Below are 14,334 nucleotides of genomic sequence, written 5' to 3' on the forward strand. Positions count from 1 at the left end.
CCCAGCCCCCCCCCCCCCCCTTACGGGGGGCCGGCCGGCCCGCCCCCCGGGGCGCGCGGGGGCGCCCGGCGGGGGGGGGGGCGGCGGGGCCGGCCCCCCCCCGCTCGGCCTCCGTCAGATCCTCCTGCCGAGCGTGACCCGCGTCAGCGGGCCGTTCACCCGAAGCGGCGCGGCTCAGGCCCGAGGGCCGGCGTGCAGGACGGCGAACAGCCCCTGGGCACGGGCGCCGTCCGGGGTGTCCCAGGCGCCGGCCACATGGCCTGCCGCCCCCTGGGGAAGGGCGGGACGGCCGTCCGGGGCGGGCTGCAGGACCCGCTGAAGACGCAGGGCCGTGCCGGGTGCGACCGGCAGTTCGGTGCCCTCTCGGTCGTCGGTGGCGGTGAGCGTGGCGAAGTCCGGGCGGAGGGGGCCGTCGCCGGTGTAGGAGCGGGTGACCTCCCGGTCGGGGGCGTCGCTGACGCTCTGGGCCTGGGCCTGGGCGTGACCCTCGATCAGGGCGAGCAACTGGGCGACCAGTACCGGGTCGTGGCAGCCGTCGTAGGCCCAGCGCTGTCCCAGCACCCCGTGCTCCATGGTGCCGACGAGAGCGTGCTCCGCCCCGTCGAGCGGGGCTCCGCGATAGGTCAGCGGCACCAGGTAGCTGACCGGGTCGGCGCCGGAGGTGTCGGTGACCACGATGAACTCGATCCCGACCTCGCCCTGCGGGTCGTCGAGCCGGAAGCCGCCTGCCTTGGCCAACTGCGGTTCGCCCGCGCCGCCGCGGTACCAGGGCCGGGCGGGAAGCCAGGCGGTGAGCAGTTCGAGCTTGGTCGGCTTGATGGAGGTGTGGTGGATGACGGCCATGGCGAAAATTCTCTCCTTGTGAATAGAGGCAAGCCTCCATACCTTCCCATCTGCGCGGCGCCGGCAGGGAAGTTCCCCGGCAAGATCCACGAGACGCGGGGCTTCTGCGACCGTCCGTTCAGGGCCGGTGCGCAAGGGGCGAGGCGGTGCCTCCCCGCCAGACGGGCGTTACCCGCACGGACGCGATCAGCCACGCGTCGTCCTCTTTGCGGTAGGTGTTGTCGTACCAGCCGCCCACAGCCCACCAGTGCGTCGGGTCGCCGGACTCGGGCACGTGCACGGCGTGCAGGTAGGACCGGGATCGCGCGGTGGTGCCCTGGACGGTGATCTGGTGGTTCGCGCTGATGTGATGGGTGCGGTGGTACCGGCCCAGGTCTGCGCGTACGAAGTCGGCGAGCCCCGCGCGTCCCCGGTGTGCCGTGTCCGGCAGCTCCAGAACCCCGTCTTCCGTGAACAGGGCCGCGTATCCCTCGAATTCCTTCTCGTCCAGGTGGCGGGCGAAGGAATGGAGTACCTCGGTGATCGCTGCACGGTCCACGAGCAGGCGGATCTGTGTGTCGACGGACATTTCGTGAGCCTTTCGCGGAAAAGGGAGCGCGGAGTGCGCCGAGAGCAATTTATGCGAATAGTGAGGAATGGGTAGGTTTGCACGTTCCGTGTGCGGCGGCCGTCGTCCCCGAGCGCACCGGGCGGAGGGGAACGCGCAGGTCACTGGCGCCTGACGCGCTCCCCGGCGCCGTCGTCGGGACGTCCCTCCGGCCCTCCGCCGTCGGCGCGCCCGGCGCTCCGGGCAGGCGTCGCGGTCCGGATCCGGCCGGCATCCCGGCACGCGGCGTCCGGGCACCTGGCCGCCGGCGCGGGGAATCGCCGGGATCACCGGGAGGAGCCCGCGGTGCGGCCCGCTCAGGTGAGACATGTGACGCGCATCGTGGTGGCGAGGAGGCTTTCGAGTGGTGAGGCGGGGCACTCGGCACACCACGGACCGGCATCCACGACCGCCACGAGGTGCGGAGAGCGGCAGCCGGCCGGAGGACTCGCTCGGCAAGGGGAGACGCGGCATGGTGCGCATCGGAGCAGAGGAAGAGTTCCACGTGCTGGACGTGGGCAGTGGACGACTGGTGCCACGTGCCCGCGCCGTGCTCGACCGGGTGCACAGACCCGGTTTCACCACCGAGCTCCAGCAGTCGGTCGTGGAGCGCAACAGCGGCGTGCACGACACCCTCGACGGCCTCTACGCCGACCTGTCCGGTGCCCGCCGCCGACTGGACGCGGCGGCCTCCTCGCTCGGCCTGGCCGTGGCGGCGGCCGGGACGGTACCGCTGGCCCGGGTCAGTCCGCGCGAGGTGACCGCGGACCCCCGCTACCGGCACATGGCCGACGAATACCGCAAGGTCGCCGACGAGCAGCTCATCTGCAGTGCCCAGGTCCACGTCGACGTGCCGGACCGGGACACCGCCGTCCGCGCCATGTGCCTGGTCTCCCCCTGGCTGCCGCCCCTGCTGGCGCTGTCGGCCAGCTCGCCGTTCTGGCTGGGCGCGGACACGGGGTACGCCAGCTGGCGCACCATGCTGTGGCAGCGCTGGCCCACCGCCGGACCGGCCGGCTGCCATGCGAGCGCCGAGGAGTACGACGCCGCCGTCGAGGGACTGATCGCCTCCGGCGTCATCAGCGACGCCGGGATGGTCTACCACGACGTACGGCCGTCGGCGCACCAGCGCACCCTCGAGCTGCGCATCTGCGACGCCTGCCCGCGGGTGGAGACGGTCGTGCTGGTCGCCGGTCTGTTCCGCGCACTGGTACGCGACGCCTGCGAGCGCCTGGCGGACGGCGGCGGCCCCGGATGCGACGGCCACCACGACTGGCTGCGCGCCGCGACCTGGCGCGCGGCCCGCTCCGGCCTGGAAGGGACCTTGGTGGACCCGCGGACCCGGCGGGCCGCACCCGCCGCCGAGGTGCTGCGCCGGATGCGGGACCGGCTGCGTCCGGCCCTGGAGGCGTCCGGCGACTGGGAGACGGTGCACACGCTCCTGGAGCAGGCCCTGAGCACCGGAAGCTCCGCGCACCGGCTGCGGCGCGCGGCGGCGGAGGAGGACCTGCTCGCCAGTGTCGGTCTGATGGTGGACGAGACCCGCGGCAGGTACGCCGCACGCCGTCTCGCCGCCGCGCCCCGGCGGCCGGCCGCCCCGGCGGCGGTCCTCGGCGGTCTTCCGTCCCTGCACGGTACGGCGGCCGGGGACATGGTCGGTTGATCCGGATGCCGTCCGACCCCCTTCCCGTACGTCCCGTCCCGCACCGGCCGGTCAGCCGCCGGCCCGGCCGGATGCGCCGGCACCCGCTTCCGTGACCAACGTGACCAAGGAGAGCCAGCCCTTCATGTCCAGCACGCCCCTGTCCCTGCCCTCGTCCCTGCCGCTGTCTCCGCTCCCGTCCCCTGCCGTGCCCCGCGTGGTGGCCGCCGGACGGCCGCCGAAGGCAGGGCACCTCGTCGAAAGGGGGTCCGCCTGATGTGTGGCCTCAGCGGTGAGATCCGGTTCGACGACGGCCGGCCGGACATCGCGGCAGTCGAGCGGATGACCGACCGGCTCGCACCCCGGGGCCCCGACGGCCGCGGGCTGTGGGCCCAGGGACCGGTCGCCCTCGGCCACCGCCGCCTGAAGATCATCGGCCTGTCGGAGAGCGGTGCCCAGCCCATGGCCGACCCCGGCGGGCGGGTGGTCGGCGTCTTCAACGGCTGCGTCTACAACTACCGGGAGCTGCGGGAGGAGCTGCGCGCGCTCGGCCACCGCTTCTTCTCCGACTCCGACACCGAGGTCGTCCTCAAGGCGTACGAGGAGTGGGGCACGGCCTGCGTGGACCGCTTCTACGGCATGTTCGCCTTCGCCCTCGTCGAACAGGACAGCGGGCGGGTGGTCCTGGCCCGGGACCGGCTCGGCGTCAAGCCGCTGTACCTGGCGCGGACGCCGGAACGGCTCCGGTTCGCCTCCTCCCTGCCGGCGCTCCTGGCCGGCGGCGACGTGGACACCTCGCTGGACCCGGTCGCCCTGCACCAGTACTTCAGCTGGCACGCGACCGTCGCCGCGCCCCGGACCGTGCTCAACGGGGTGCGCAAGCTCCCGCCGGCCACGGTCCGGGTGATCGAGCCGGACGGCTCCCACCGCGACCACCGCTACTGGCAGCCCGAGTACACCCGGCGGCCCGAGCACGCCGGGATGAGCGCCGAGGACTGGACGGACGCCGTGCTGGAGGCGCTGCGCACCGCCGTACGCCGCCGGATGGTCTCCGACGTCCCGGTCGGCGTGCTGCTGTCGGGCGGCCTGGACTCCAGCCTCATCGTGGCCCTGCTGGCCGAGCAGGGACAGAGCGACCTGGCCACCTTCAGCGTCGGATTCGACGCGGAAGGGGACGAGGAGGGGGACGAGTTCCGCTACTCCGACCTGGTGGCGCGGCACTTCGGCACCGACCACCACCAGCTGCTGGTCCCCTCGGACCGGGTCTCCCGGGCCCTGGACGGGGCGGTCGCGGCCATGAGCGAGCCCATGATGAGCCACGACGTCGTCGCCTTCCACCTGCTGTCCGAGCAGGTCGCCAAGGAGGTCAAGGTCGTCCAGAGCGGCCAGGGCGCCGACGAGGTGTTCGCGGGCTACCACTGGTACCCGGCCATGGCGGGCGTGCCGCGCCCCCGCGCCGCCGAGGCGTACATCGACGCCTACTTCGACCGGCCGCACGCCGGCCTCGCCCGCATCCTGGAGCCCGGCCTGCTGCCCCGCGACGACGTCTCCGGCGACTTCGTCCGCGCGCACATGGCGGCCCCGGGCGCCGAGACGGCACTCGACGCGGACCTGAGGCTGGACACGCACGTGATGATGGTCGACGACCCGGTCAAGCGGGTGGACAACATGACCATGGACTGGGGGCTGGAGGCCCGCGTGCCGTTCCTCGACCACGAACTGGTCGAGCTGGCCGCCGCCTGCCCGCCCGAGCTGAAGCTGGCGGACGGCGGCAAGGGCGTGCTGAAGGCCGCCGGACGCAAGGTGCTGCCGCGGCAGGTCGTCGACCGGCCCAAGGGCTACTTCCCGGTGCCGGCGATCAAGCACATGGCCGGCCCGGTGCTGGAGCGGGTCCGCGACGCCCTCACCGCCCCCGAGGCGAGAGCGCGCGGGGTCCTGCGGCAGGAGTACGTCGCCGAGTTGCTCGCCGAGCCCGACGCGCACCGCACCCACCGGGGAGCGAACACGCTGTGGCAGGTGGCATTGCTGGAGCTATGGCTGCAGACGCACGGAATCCGCTGACCGGCGGGCGCGCCCCGGAGGACCAGGCCGGACCGCCGGAGACCTCCCTGGACGGCGTCCGGCCGACGGGCGCCGCACCGGCCGGACCGGCGGCCGCCGACCGGGCCGCCGACCGGGCCGAGGAGCGGGCCGAGGACCTCCCGGGCGGCTTGCCGTCCCCGGCCTCGGGCGTCTCGGGCGGCTTGTCGTCCCCGGCGCTGAACGATCCGCCGTCCCCGGCCCTGGACGGTCCGTCCTCCCCGGCCCTGGAGGATCCCTCCTCCCCGGCTCTGGACGATCGGCCGCCACCGGTCCGGGAGGACACACCGTCCGAGACCCTGGGCGGTCCGCCGCCCCGGGCGCCGATGCCCGCCCCCGAACCCCTGCCGCTGCCGGACGCCGCCGCGGCCCACGACATCCCCCACCTGCTGACGGCCCACGGCTGCTGGTACCCCTCCGTGGACCCCGGCGGACGGCACGTCGCCTTCATCTGCGACCGGACCGGCGTACCGCAACTGTGGACGGGACCGGTCGACGGCGCCGACGCGCAGTTGCTGGACTCCGACCCGGACCCGGTGATCGAGGTGTCCTGGTCCCCGGACGGCCGCTGGATCGCGTACACCATCGCGCCGGAGGGCGGGGAGCACACCCGGGTGCTGTGTGTGCGCCCCGACGGCACCGGACGCCGCATCCTGGCCGGCGCCGAGCCGGGCAGCTCCGCTCACCTGGGCTGCTGGCGGCACGACGGTTCGGCCCTCGCGGTGACCGTCGCCGAGCCTTCCCCGAGCGCCGACGAGACCGACGTGGACGCCGCGCCCACCCGTGCCGATGCCGGTACGGCCGTCTCCTCCCATCCGCCGGGCTGGGCCGCGCGGGACGGCCGGGCCGTGCTCCTGGGCGGACCGCCGGCCGGGACGGTCGCGCGACCGGCCGCCGTCCGTGCCGGCGGCCCCGGCGCGGGCGACGACCGGACGGCTCCCGACGGGTCGGCCCCTCTGACGCTGTCCACCTACCTCGTCGACCCGGAAAGCGAGACCGCGCCCGTGTTCCTGGCGAGCGAACGCGGCGCGGCCACCCTCCGGGTGTGCGACGTCAGCCGCGACGGCCGGCTGGCACTGCTGCGCCGGGGGCCGCGGGCACGCCGGGAGGCCCTCGTCGTACGCACCGACGACCTGCGGATCACCTGCGCGGTGCCGGTCGCCGACGGTGATCCCTGGATCGGCGGGTTCTCGCCGGACGGCCGGACGCTGTGGCTGCGCAGCGACCACGACCGGGAGTTCGCCGCCCTGTACGCGGTCCGGCTCGACCCGCGCGGCATGCGGCAGGAACTCACCGTCGCCGCGGAACGCGCGGACTGCGGTCTGGAACTGCTGGTCCTGGGCCACGACGGACGCAGCGCCACGCTCTCCTGGAACGTGCGCGGGGTGAGCGAGCTGGAGATCCTCGCCCTCACCCCGGACACCGGCGCCGCCTCCTCCGCCCCGGGGACGCGGGACGCGCCGCTTCCGGCCGTGCACGGTTCCTCCCGTGCCGTACCGCTCCCGCACGAAGTGGTCACCCGCATCGCGCCCGCCCACGACCCGGACAGCCCGATCGTGGCCCTGTCCGGGTCGCAGCGCCGCCCCGGCGTGTGGTGGCTGCCGCAGGGGACGGCCCTGCGCACCCCGTGGTCCTCCCGCGACGAGGACGTGGCCCCGGGCAGCCGTACCACGCCCGTGAGGCCCGTGGCGATGCGTCCCGTCGCCAGGGACGGCCTCACCCTCGGCGGCTGGTACTACCGCGCGCCGGGCCGCTCACCCGGTGAGCCCGCGCCCTGCGTCATCCACCTGCACGGGGGGCCGGAGGAGCAGGAACGCCCCGAGTTCAACCCCGTCTACCACGAGCTGCTCGGCCGGGGACTGGACGTCTTCGCGCCCGATGTGCGGGGCTCGTCCGGCTACGGGCGCTCCTACGTCGACGCGGACCTCGGCAGGGGACGGTTCGCCGCCATCGACGACGTCGCCGACTGCGCGGCCCACGTGGTCCTGGCCGGGCTGGCCGACCCGCGGCGCCTGGCCGTGATGGGCCGCTCCTACGGCGGCTATCTGACGATGGCCTCGCTGGTGTGGCACCCGGATCTGTTCCGCACCGGTGTGGCGGTCTGCGGGATGTCGGACTTCGCGACCTTCTTCGCCGGCACCGAGCCGTGGATCGCGCAGTCCGCGGCCCACAAGTACGGCCATCCGGAGCGCGACCGCGACCTGCTGCGCTCCCTGTCGCCGATGAGCCGGGTCGACGCGCTGCGCGCTCCGGTGCTGGCCGTCCACGGCGAGCACGACACCAATGTGCCGCCGGGGGAGTCGGAGCAGTTCGTCCGCGCGGCCAGGGAGCACGGGGTGGAGGCGGAGCTCCTCGTCCTGCACCACGAGGGCCACGACTTCCGGCGGGCGGACAACCGCCGTCTCTTCCGCCGCACGGCGGCGGACTGGATCGAACGCCGTCTGGGGGTCTGAGACGGCCGAGAGCCCGAGGCGGTCCGAGGCGGTCCGAGGCGTCCCGGGACGCGGCCTGAGACGGCCCGGGGCGCGGCCCGAGGCGTTCCGGGACGCGGCGCCGCCCGGCGCCGACGCGTGGAGAGGAGCAGAGGCGGACCCCGCGGTCCGCCGTCCGCCGTCCCCCGCTCACCGGCGTGCCCACGGCCGGACCGGGTACCTGCGTGGGCATGACCTGTCCTCTCCACCCGGTGACGCCGCCGCACCGGCGGTGGCCCCCGCGCGCCGCGTCCGGCGGGCGGGCGGCCGGGCGCCTGACGTGCGTCCTGCCTTCTGCCCCGCCTCCACCGGAGCCGTGGAGGACGACGCGATGACGCCCGACGTGACGAAAGCGGCGCGGATGGTCGCGGAGGCCGTGGCGGACGTACCCGTCGAGGAGGTTCCCCGGCGGGTGTGCGCGGCGGTGGGCGAGGGGCTCGGGATGGACGGCGCCACCGTGTCGCTCCTCACCGACACGCCGTCCCGCCAGCTGCTCGCCGCCTCCGGCGACGCCGCGCTGCTGCTGGAGGAGATCCAGTTCACGGTGCTGGAAGGGCCCTGCATCACCGCCGCCCGTGAAGGCGAGCCCGTGGCGGTGGACGACCTGCGGACCGGAGTGTCGCCCTGGCCCCTGTTCGGGGCGAGCATGCGGGAGAAGCTGCCGCAGGTGGAGTCGGTCTATGCGCTGCCCGTCTTCTTCGGCGACTACGTCCTCGGGTCCATCGACCTGCTCGCCCTGCGCCCGCACGCCCTGGGGAAGGGGGCGCTGGAACAGGCGTCCCTCGTGGCCGACGCGGTGACGGCGGCCCTCCTGCCCACCCGCGACATGATCGTCACCGGGGCCCGGGCCCCGTCCTGGGAGCCGGAGGAGACGGTCCGCGCCCACTGGTTCGACACCGCCCGTGCCGTCGGCGCCCTGGCCGCCGCGCGCGGGCTGACCCCCGAGGACGCACTGGCCCTCATGCGCGCCGAAGCCTTCCGCAGCGGCGGGTCGCTGGCCGACATCACCCGGGACGTCCTGCGGGAGCCGCCCGGAGCGCCGTGACCCCGCAGCCGGGCGGACCGCCCTGCGCGGCGGATCGCCACGTGCGGCGGATCGCCACGTGCGGCGGATCGCCACGTGCGGCGGTCGGGGCCCGGAACCCGGCCGGCCGGGGAGAGGAGGCAAGGTGACGTACCCCCCGGAGCCGTGGCACCTCGAGGGGCGGCTGTACGTGTCCGTATGGACGGTGCCGCGGAGCGACGTGACCGCACCGTTGCCGCCGGAAGTCCGGCCCGTCACCCTGCTCGGCCGCGCGCTGGTGGGCACGGCCTGGGCCGTGTACGAGGGCGACGGCGTCCTGCGTTACAGGGAGGTTCTGCGGGCGGTTCTCGTCCGGCGGCGCTTCCGGCCGATGGCGACGATCACCGGCATCTGGGTGGACAGCGAAGCCTCGCGTGCCGGGGGCCGCGCCCTGTGGGGGGTTCCGAAGGAGCTCGCCGTCTTCACGGTCACCGGCCACGACACGTTCTCCGCGCGGGCACGTGCCGAGCACGGGCACCTCCTCTGCGCGGCTCGGTTCCGTGCCCTCACGAGGGTCTCCCTCCGCGTCCCCGTGGCCTTCCCCGTGGCCCAGACCCGCGCGGGCCGGCTCCACATCAGCCCGGTCAGGTGCCGGGGCCGGGCCCGGCCTGCCCGCGCCTCCTGGGAATTCGGGGAGGCCGGCCCCGGCGGTCCGGGGCGGCGCCGCCCGCTGCTGAGCGTCCTGTACGAGGATGCCCGCATGCTGTTCGGCAGGGCCCCGCACCGCCCGTGATCACTGCGTCCGGTGCACGGCTCGGCCGGAGCCGGGCCGCGTCCCGTCTGCCGGTCGGCTCGGCGTATCGGCGAACATGCCGGGCTCGTACGAGCCCCCCGGGTTGTGCACGATCACGTTCATCCGGGTGGCCGCGTTGATCAGGGAGACCAGGCAGACCAGCGCACCGACCTGGTCGTCGTCGTAGTGCTCGCGCACCGCGGCCCAGGTCGCGTCGGACACGCCGCGCTCGCCGAGCCGGGTGCCTTCCTCGGCGAGCGCCAGCGCGGCCCGCTCGGCCTCGGTGAACACCGTGCTGTGCCGCCAGGCGGCGACCAGGTTGAGCCGGAGCGCGGTCTCACCGGCGGCCGCGGCCTCCTTGGTGTGGACGTCGACGCAGAAACCGCAGCCGTTGAGCTGGCCGACCCGCAGCTCCACCAGCTCCCGCAGGGCCTTCGGCAGCGTCGACTCTTCCAGGGCCGACGAGGTGTTGTAGAACCGCTTGGCGATCTTCGCGGCGGTCGGGCTGTCGAACAGGTTGAAACGAGGTTCCATGACGTCGTCCTCACTCGGGGTGTCGTGTGCTGCCGTACCGGACGAACACGAGATGCCGGCCGCCCGGACTGTGTGACGGCGCGGCGATGTGGCGTGCGTCACCTCGCGCGGATGTCACAGGGCGGTGCGGGCCGGCGTCTGGTGTACGACACGGCCGAGAGCGAAGGGCAGGAGCCGGCGATGAACGACCGAACCACGAGCGACCGGGCGAGGGACGCCTCCGGGCCGGCCGTTCGGGACGACCGCCTGGGCAGCGCGACCCAGGTGTTCGTCGCCCACCGCAACCTGCTGTTCACCGTCGCCTACGAGATGCTCGGCTCGGCCGCCGACGCCGAGGACGTCCTTCAGGAGACCTGGTTGCGGTGGGCCGGCGTCGATCCCGGCACCGTGCGGGACCAGCGCGCGTACCTGGTCCGGATCACCACCCGGCAGGCGCTGAGCCATCTGCGGACGCTCGGCCGGCGCAAGGAGTCCTACGTCGGCCCCTGGCTGCCCGAGCCGCTGCTGACCGCGCCCGACGTGGCCGAGGACGCCGAGCTGGCCGACAGCGTCTCGATGGCGATGCTGCTGGTACTGGAGACGCTCGCCCCGACCGAGCGGGCGGTGTTCGTGCTGCGCGAGGTGTTCGGCCTCGGGTACGACGAGAACGCCGAGGCCGTCGACAAGACCCCGGCCGCGGTCCGCCAGATCGCCCACCGGGCACGGGCCCACGTCGCCGCGCGCCGGCCGCGCGGGGCCGCTTCCGCCGCCGAGACCCGCCGCACCGTCGAGGCGTTCCGGCGGGCGGTCGAAACGGGCGACCTGCAACGCCTGCTCGACGTCCTCGCGCCGGACGTCGTCCTGCTGACCGACGGCGGCGGAGTCGTGCAGGCCGCACTGGCGCCCGTCGTGGGGGCCGATCGGGTGGCCCGTGTACTGGGCAGGATCGCCGCCACGATGGCGCTGCAGCCGGCCCGCGTCAACGGCGACCCGGCGCTGGTCGTCCGGCTGGACGGCGCGATCGACACCGTCATGGCGTTGCACGTCGACGGCGGCCTCGTCACCGGGCTCTACGCCGTGCGCAATCCCGAGAAGCTGTCCTATCTGGAACGGGAGACCACCTTGCGGCGCTGAGACCGGGCCTTCTCGACGGCGGCGGGAGGCCGGCGTCTCGGCTCGCCTCGGCATCCGGCCGCCGACGGTCACCACGCCAGGGCTCAGCCGTGGCACTGCTCGCGGACCGAAGCCGACGTCCGGATGCCAGATCTCGCCCGGCTCCGGTAAGTACCCCGTGGACGGAACACGACATCACCACCCACGGCGCTGAACCACCCACGGCGCTGAACCACCCACGGCGCTGAACCACCCACGACACTGAGCCGAACGGGTGGTGGGGCGGGTGCTCGACGCCCCGAGATCACCCCGTGGCGGGTCTCCGGCGTATCCGGGGCATGCCCCCTACGATGGCCGCATGGCCGTCCCCCTTCTCGCCGGCATCCCCGTCGACGTACCCGGCCCGCACTCGGCACGGATCGCCGGACACGGACCGGAGCCCCCGAAGCGCGAGCCCTACGGCAGCGGCGCCCGGAACGCCGTCCACCACCGCCCGGACGGAAGCGGGACCGGCCTCGGTGCCGCCCCCCTCTGAGTACGCGGTCACGGTGCGGACCGGACAGCCCCGCGCGGAACACCCGGAACCCGGACGATCAACGCGAGACCTGGAGCCCCCATGCCCTTCCCCCTGCCCCTGCGCGGCGTCGTCCCGCCGGTCCTCACCCCGCTCACCCCGGCCGGACAGGTGGACGTCCCCTCGGTGCGCCGGCTCACCGAGCACCTGATCGGGGCCGGCGTGCACGGCCTGTTCCTGCTCGGGTCGAGCGGAGAGGCGGCCTACCTCACCGACGCCCAGCGGCTGACGGCGCTGGAGGCCGCCGTGGACACCGCCGCGGGCCGCGTCCCCGTCCTGGCCGGGGTCATCGACATGACCACGGCCCGGGTGGGGGAACGCGCGGCCGACGCCGTCCGCGCGGGCGCCGACGCGCTCGTCGCCACCGCCCCGTTCTACACCCGCACCCACCCCGTCGAGATCGCCGACCACTACCGGCGCGTCCGCTCCGCCGCCGGCCTGCCGCTGCTCGCCTACGACATCCCGTCCGCCGTCCACACCAAGCTGCCCCGCGACGTGGTGCTCGACCTCGCCGCCGAGGGAACGCTCGCCGGACTCAAGGACTCCAGCGGCGACGAGGGATCACTGCGCCGCCTCCTGGTCGACCCGCGCCGCCGTACCCGCGGCTTCACCGTCCTCACCGGCTCCGAACTCACCGTCGACAGCGCGCTGCTGGCCGGAGCCGACGGCGTCGTGCCCGGTCTCGGCAACGTCGACGCCCACGGCTACGTACGGCTCTACGAGGCCGCACGGGCCGGGGACTGGACGACCGCCAAGGCCGAACAGGACCGGCTGGCCGCCCTGTTCGCGCTCACCGAGGCCGGCGACCCGGCCGCCATGGGGCCGAGCTCCTCCGCGCTCGGCGCCTTCAAGGCGGCAACCCACCTGCTCGGCCTCATCGACTGCGCCGCCACCGCCGCACCGCAGGTACCGCTCGGCCCGGCCGCCGTGGACCGCATCCGCACCCACCTCGCCGAGGCCGGTCTCCTCTGACTGCTCTGACTGCTCTGGCCCTCTGTCTCTCCGGACTTCCCCCGTCTCTTCTGCCTCCCTCCGTCTCTTCTGCCTCCCTCCGTTTCCCCTGCCACCTCCGACTCCTCTGCCCCGGAGCGTCCGTGAAGTCCTCCGCGCGCACCGCCCCGAAGCCCCCGCCCTGGTACCGCGAGATCGGCCGGGAGAAGGGGAAGTCGTTCTTCGCCGCCTGGCTCGGCTACGTCCTGGACGGCTTCGACTTCGTCCTGATCACCCTTGTGCTGACCGAGATCGCCGACGACTTCGGCCTGTCCGCCGTCGAGTCCGCGAGCCTGGTCTCCGGCGCCTTCGTCACCCGCTGGCTCGGCGGCGCCCTGCTCGGCGCCCTCGGCGACCGCTTCGGCCGCAGGAGCGCCATGGTCGCCGGCATTCTGCTGTACTCCCTCGGCACGTTCGCCTGCGGGTTCGCCTGGGACTACACCAGCCTGTTCGCCGCCCGCCTGCTGATCGGCATGGGCATGGCCGGGGAGTACAGCGCCAGCGCCACCTACGTCCTGGAGACCTGGCCCGCCCGCCTGCGCAACCGCGCCTCCGGATTCCTCATCTCCGGCTTCTCCCTGGGTGGCGTCCTGGCGGCCGAGGTCTACGAGCACGTGGTGCCGGACCACGGCTGGCGCTGGCTGTTCTACATCGGGCTGCTGCCCGTGGCCGTCGCCCTGTGGGTGCGCCGGGCGCTGCCCGAGGCCGACGACTGGGAGGCGCGGGTGGGAGCCGCCGGGAAACGGCCGAACCCGTTCCGGCCGTTGTTCGCCGGTCGCGCCCGCGCCTGGGCCAACACCGTCCTCGCCGCCGTCGCCACCGGCTCGCTCCTCGCGGTGTTCACCCCGCTCGGCGCCGGGGCGGTACCCGTGCTGTCCGTCGTGGCGGCGGCCTGCCTGACCGCGTTCGCCGTGCAGCTGGGCGGACGCAGGCGCTGGCCGCTCCTCGTCGCGCTGTGCGTCACCGTCTTCTGCGCGTTCCTCTACAGCTGGCCGGTCCAGGCCCTGCTGCCGACCTACCTGAAGACCGAGCTCGGCTACACCCCGGCACAGGTCAGCGACGCGCTCTACTGGGCCGGCTTCGGCACCATGGCCGGATGCGTCGCCACCGGCTTCCTCGGCGACCGGTTCGGCACGCGCAGGGCGTACGCCGGCACCCTGCTGGCCGGCCTCGCCTTCGTCTTCCCGGTCTTCGCCGTCCAAGGCAGCCTGCTCGGGCTGGGCGTCCTGCTGTTCCTGATGCTCGCCTGCATGCAGGGCGTCTCGGGGCTGCTGCCCAAGTTCATCGCCGGGCACTTCCCGACCGAGACCCGCGCCGCGTCCCTGGGCTTCACCTACAACGTCGGTGCGCTGGGCGGCGCCGTGGCCCCGGTGCTCGGCGCGCACCTGGCCTCGGCGATGTCCCTGGGCCAGTCGCTCGCCGTCCTCACCTTCACCCTGACCCTCGTGGTGATCGTGCTGATCGGCTGCGACATCCCCAGTCGTCTGAACCGGTTCGCCGATCCCGAAGCCGTCCCCGACCATCTCCTCGTGGAGGCGGCGACGGCCACCGCCCGGAAGCCGCCGCCCCCCGCGGGCCGCCCGCGGCGGGACACCGGCACCCGCCCGACGGACCGCTGACCGGGCGGCACCCGGCGGCCGGTGCCGGGGGCCTGCGTCACCGGCCCCGGTCCCGGCACCGGCACCGGCACCCGTCCCGGCACCGGCGCCGGCACCCGTCCCGGGCGG

The 14,334-nt window shown here is 74.5% G+C and carries 12 protein-coding genes; 9 read left to right on the forward strand and 3 right to left on the reverse strand.

The window, feature by feature from the left end:
- Positions 1–174 precede the first annotated feature (174 nt).
- Together ABZ340_RS22890 and ABZ340_RS22895 are read right to left on the reverse strand one after the other, a co-directional pair.
- Positions 175–843: a 1,4-alpha-glucan branching protein gene (locus ABZ340_RS22890; protein WP_358783660.1), complete on the reverse strand. Its 669-nt coding sequence runs from the start codon at positions 841–843 to the stop codon at positions 175–177.
- Between the two features lie 118 nt (positions 844–961).
- Positions 962–1,411 (reverse strand): nuclear transport factor 2 family protein, encoded by a 450-nt coding sequence (locus tag ABZ340_RS22895; protein ID WP_358783661.1) that lies wholly within the window; start codon positions 1,409–1,411, stop codon positions 962–964.
- Between the two features lie 490 nt (positions 1,412–1,901).
- On the opposite strand from ABZ340_RS22895, the gene ABZ340_RS22900 reads away from it, so the two are divergent.
- The 5 genes from ABZ340_RS22900 to ABZ340_RS22920 all read left to right on the forward strand — a co-directional run bounded on the left by ABZ340_RS22900 (position 1,902) and on the right by ABZ340_RS22920 (position 9,417).
- A complete protein-coding gene (locus ABZ340_RS22900) occupies positions 1,902–3,092 on the forward strand; it encodes a glutamate--cysteine ligase (protein ID WP_358783662.1) in 1,191 nt (396 codons plus the stop codon).
- Between the two features lie 255 nt (positions 3,093–3,347).
- Entirely contained in the window at positions 3,348–5,132 is a 1,785-nt protein-coding gene (locus ABZ340_RS22905) for an N-acetylglutaminylglutamine amidotransferase (protein WP_358783663.1), read from the forward strand.
- A gap of 344 nt (positions 5,133–5,476) precedes the next feature.
- Entirely contained in the window at positions 5,477–7,603 is a 2,127-nt protein-coding gene (locus ABZ340_RS22910; protein ID WP_358783722.1) for a prolyl oligopeptidase family serine peptidase, read from the forward strand.
- Between the two features lie 349 nt (positions 7,604–7,952).
- Positions 7,953–8,666, forward strand: a complete 714-nt coding sequence (locus ABZ340_RS22915) for a GAF domain-containing protein (RefSeq protein ID WP_358783664.1) — start codon at positions 7,953–7,955, stop codon at positions 8,664–8,666.
- Positions 8,667–8,790: 124 nt separating this feature from the next.
- The gene (locus ABZ340_RS22920) at positions 8,791–9,417 is read left to right on the forward strand and encodes an acetoacetate decarboxylase family protein (protein ID WP_358783665.1); all 627 of its coding nucleotides are present in this window, start codon (positions 8,791–8,793) and stop codon (positions 9,415–9,417) included.
- Here ABZ340_RS22920 and ABZ340_RS22925 read toward each other — a convergent pair whose 3' ends face one another.
- Positions 9,418–9,951 carry a carboxymuconolactone decarboxylase family protein gene (locus tag ABZ340_RS22925; RefSeq protein WP_358783666.1) on the reverse strand — a complete coding sequence of 178 codons (534 nt, stop codon included), beginning with the start codon at positions 9,949–9,951 and terminating at the stop codon, positions 9,418–9,420.
- A 180-nt stretch (positions 9,952–10,131) separates the two neighbouring features.
- On the opposite strand from ABZ340_RS22925, the gene ABZ340_RS22930 reads away from it, so the two are divergent.
- The 4 genes from ABZ340_RS22930 to ABZ340_RS22945 all read left to right on the forward strand — a co-directional run bounded on the left by ABZ340_RS22930 (position 10,132) and on the right by ABZ340_RS22945 (position 14,226).
- On the forward strand, positions 10,132–11,064 hold the full coding sequence (locus ABZ340_RS22930) for an RNA polymerase sigma-70 factor (RefSeq protein WP_358783667.1): 933 nt from the start codon (positions 10,132–10,134) through the stop codon (positions 11,062–11,064).
- A gap of 337 nt (positions 11,065–11,401) precedes the next feature.
- Entirely contained in the window at positions 11,402–11,578 is a 177-nt protein-coding gene (locus ABZ340_RS22935; RefSeq protein WP_358783668.1) for a hypothetical protein, read from the forward strand.
- A gap of 81 nt (positions 11,579–11,659) precedes the next feature.
- On the forward strand, positions 11,660–12,589 hold the full coding sequence (locus ABZ340_RS22940) for a dihydrodipicolinate synthase family protein (protein ID WP_358783669.1): 930 nt from the start codon (positions 11,660–11,662) through the stop codon (positions 12,587–12,589).
- Between the two features lie 122 nt (positions 12,590–12,711).
- A complete protein-coding gene (locus tag ABZ340_RS22945) occupies positions 12,712–14,226 on the forward strand; it encodes a sialate:H+ symport family MFS transporter (RefSeq protein ID WP_358783670.1) in 1,515 nt (504 codons plus the stop codon).
- Positions 14,227–14,334 lie beyond the last annotated feature (108 nt).

Source organism: Streptomyces sp. NPDC006134, from assembly GCF_040628835.1.
GTDB lineage: Bacteria > Actinomycetota > Actinomycetes > Streptomycetales > Streptomycetaceae > Streptomyces.

Excerpts from the sequence above, each read along its gene's own strand:
- ABZ340_RS22890 (WP_358783660.1), bottom strand. The coding sequence starts at position 843 with ATGGCCGTCATCCACCACACCTCCATCAAGCCGACCAAGCTCGAACTG.
- ABZ340_RS22895 (WP_358783661.1), bottom strand. The coding sequence starts at position 1,411 with ATGTCCGTCGACACACAGATCCGCCTGCTCGTGGACCGTGCAGCGATC.
- ABZ340_RS22900 (WP_358783662.1), top strand. The coding sequence starts at position 1,902 with ATGGTGCGCATCGGAGCAGAGGAAGAGTTCCACGTGCTGGACGTGGGC.
- ABZ340_RS22905 (WP_358783663.1), top strand. The coding sequence starts at position 3,348 with ATGTGTGGCCTCAGCGGTGAGATCCGGTTCGACGACGGCCGGCCGGAC.
- ABZ340_RS22910 (WP_358783722.1), top strand. The coding sequence starts at position 5,477 with ATGCCCGCCCCCGAACCCCTGCCGCTGCCGGACGCCGCCGCGGCCCAC.
- ABZ340_RS22915 (WP_358783664.1), top strand. The coding sequence starts at position 7,953 with ATGACGCCCGACGTGACGAAAGCGGCGCGGATGGTCGCGGAGGCCGTG.
- ABZ340_RS22925 (WP_358783666.1), bottom strand. The coding sequence starts at position 9,951 with ATGGAACCTCGTTTCAACCTGTTCGACAGCCCGACCGCCGCGAAGATC.
- ABZ340_RS22930 (WP_358783667.1), top strand. The coding sequence starts at position 10,132 with ATGAACGACCGAACCACGAGCGACCGGGCGAGGGACGCCTCCGGGCCG.
- ABZ340_RS22935 (WP_358783668.1), top strand. The coding sequence starts at position 11,402 with ATGGCCGTCCCCCTTCTCGCCGGCATCCCCGTCGACGTACCCGGCCCG.
- ABZ340_RS22940 (WP_358783669.1), top strand. The coding sequence starts at position 11,660 with ATGCCCTTCCCCCTGCCCCTGCGCGGCGTCGTCCCGCCGGTCCTCACC.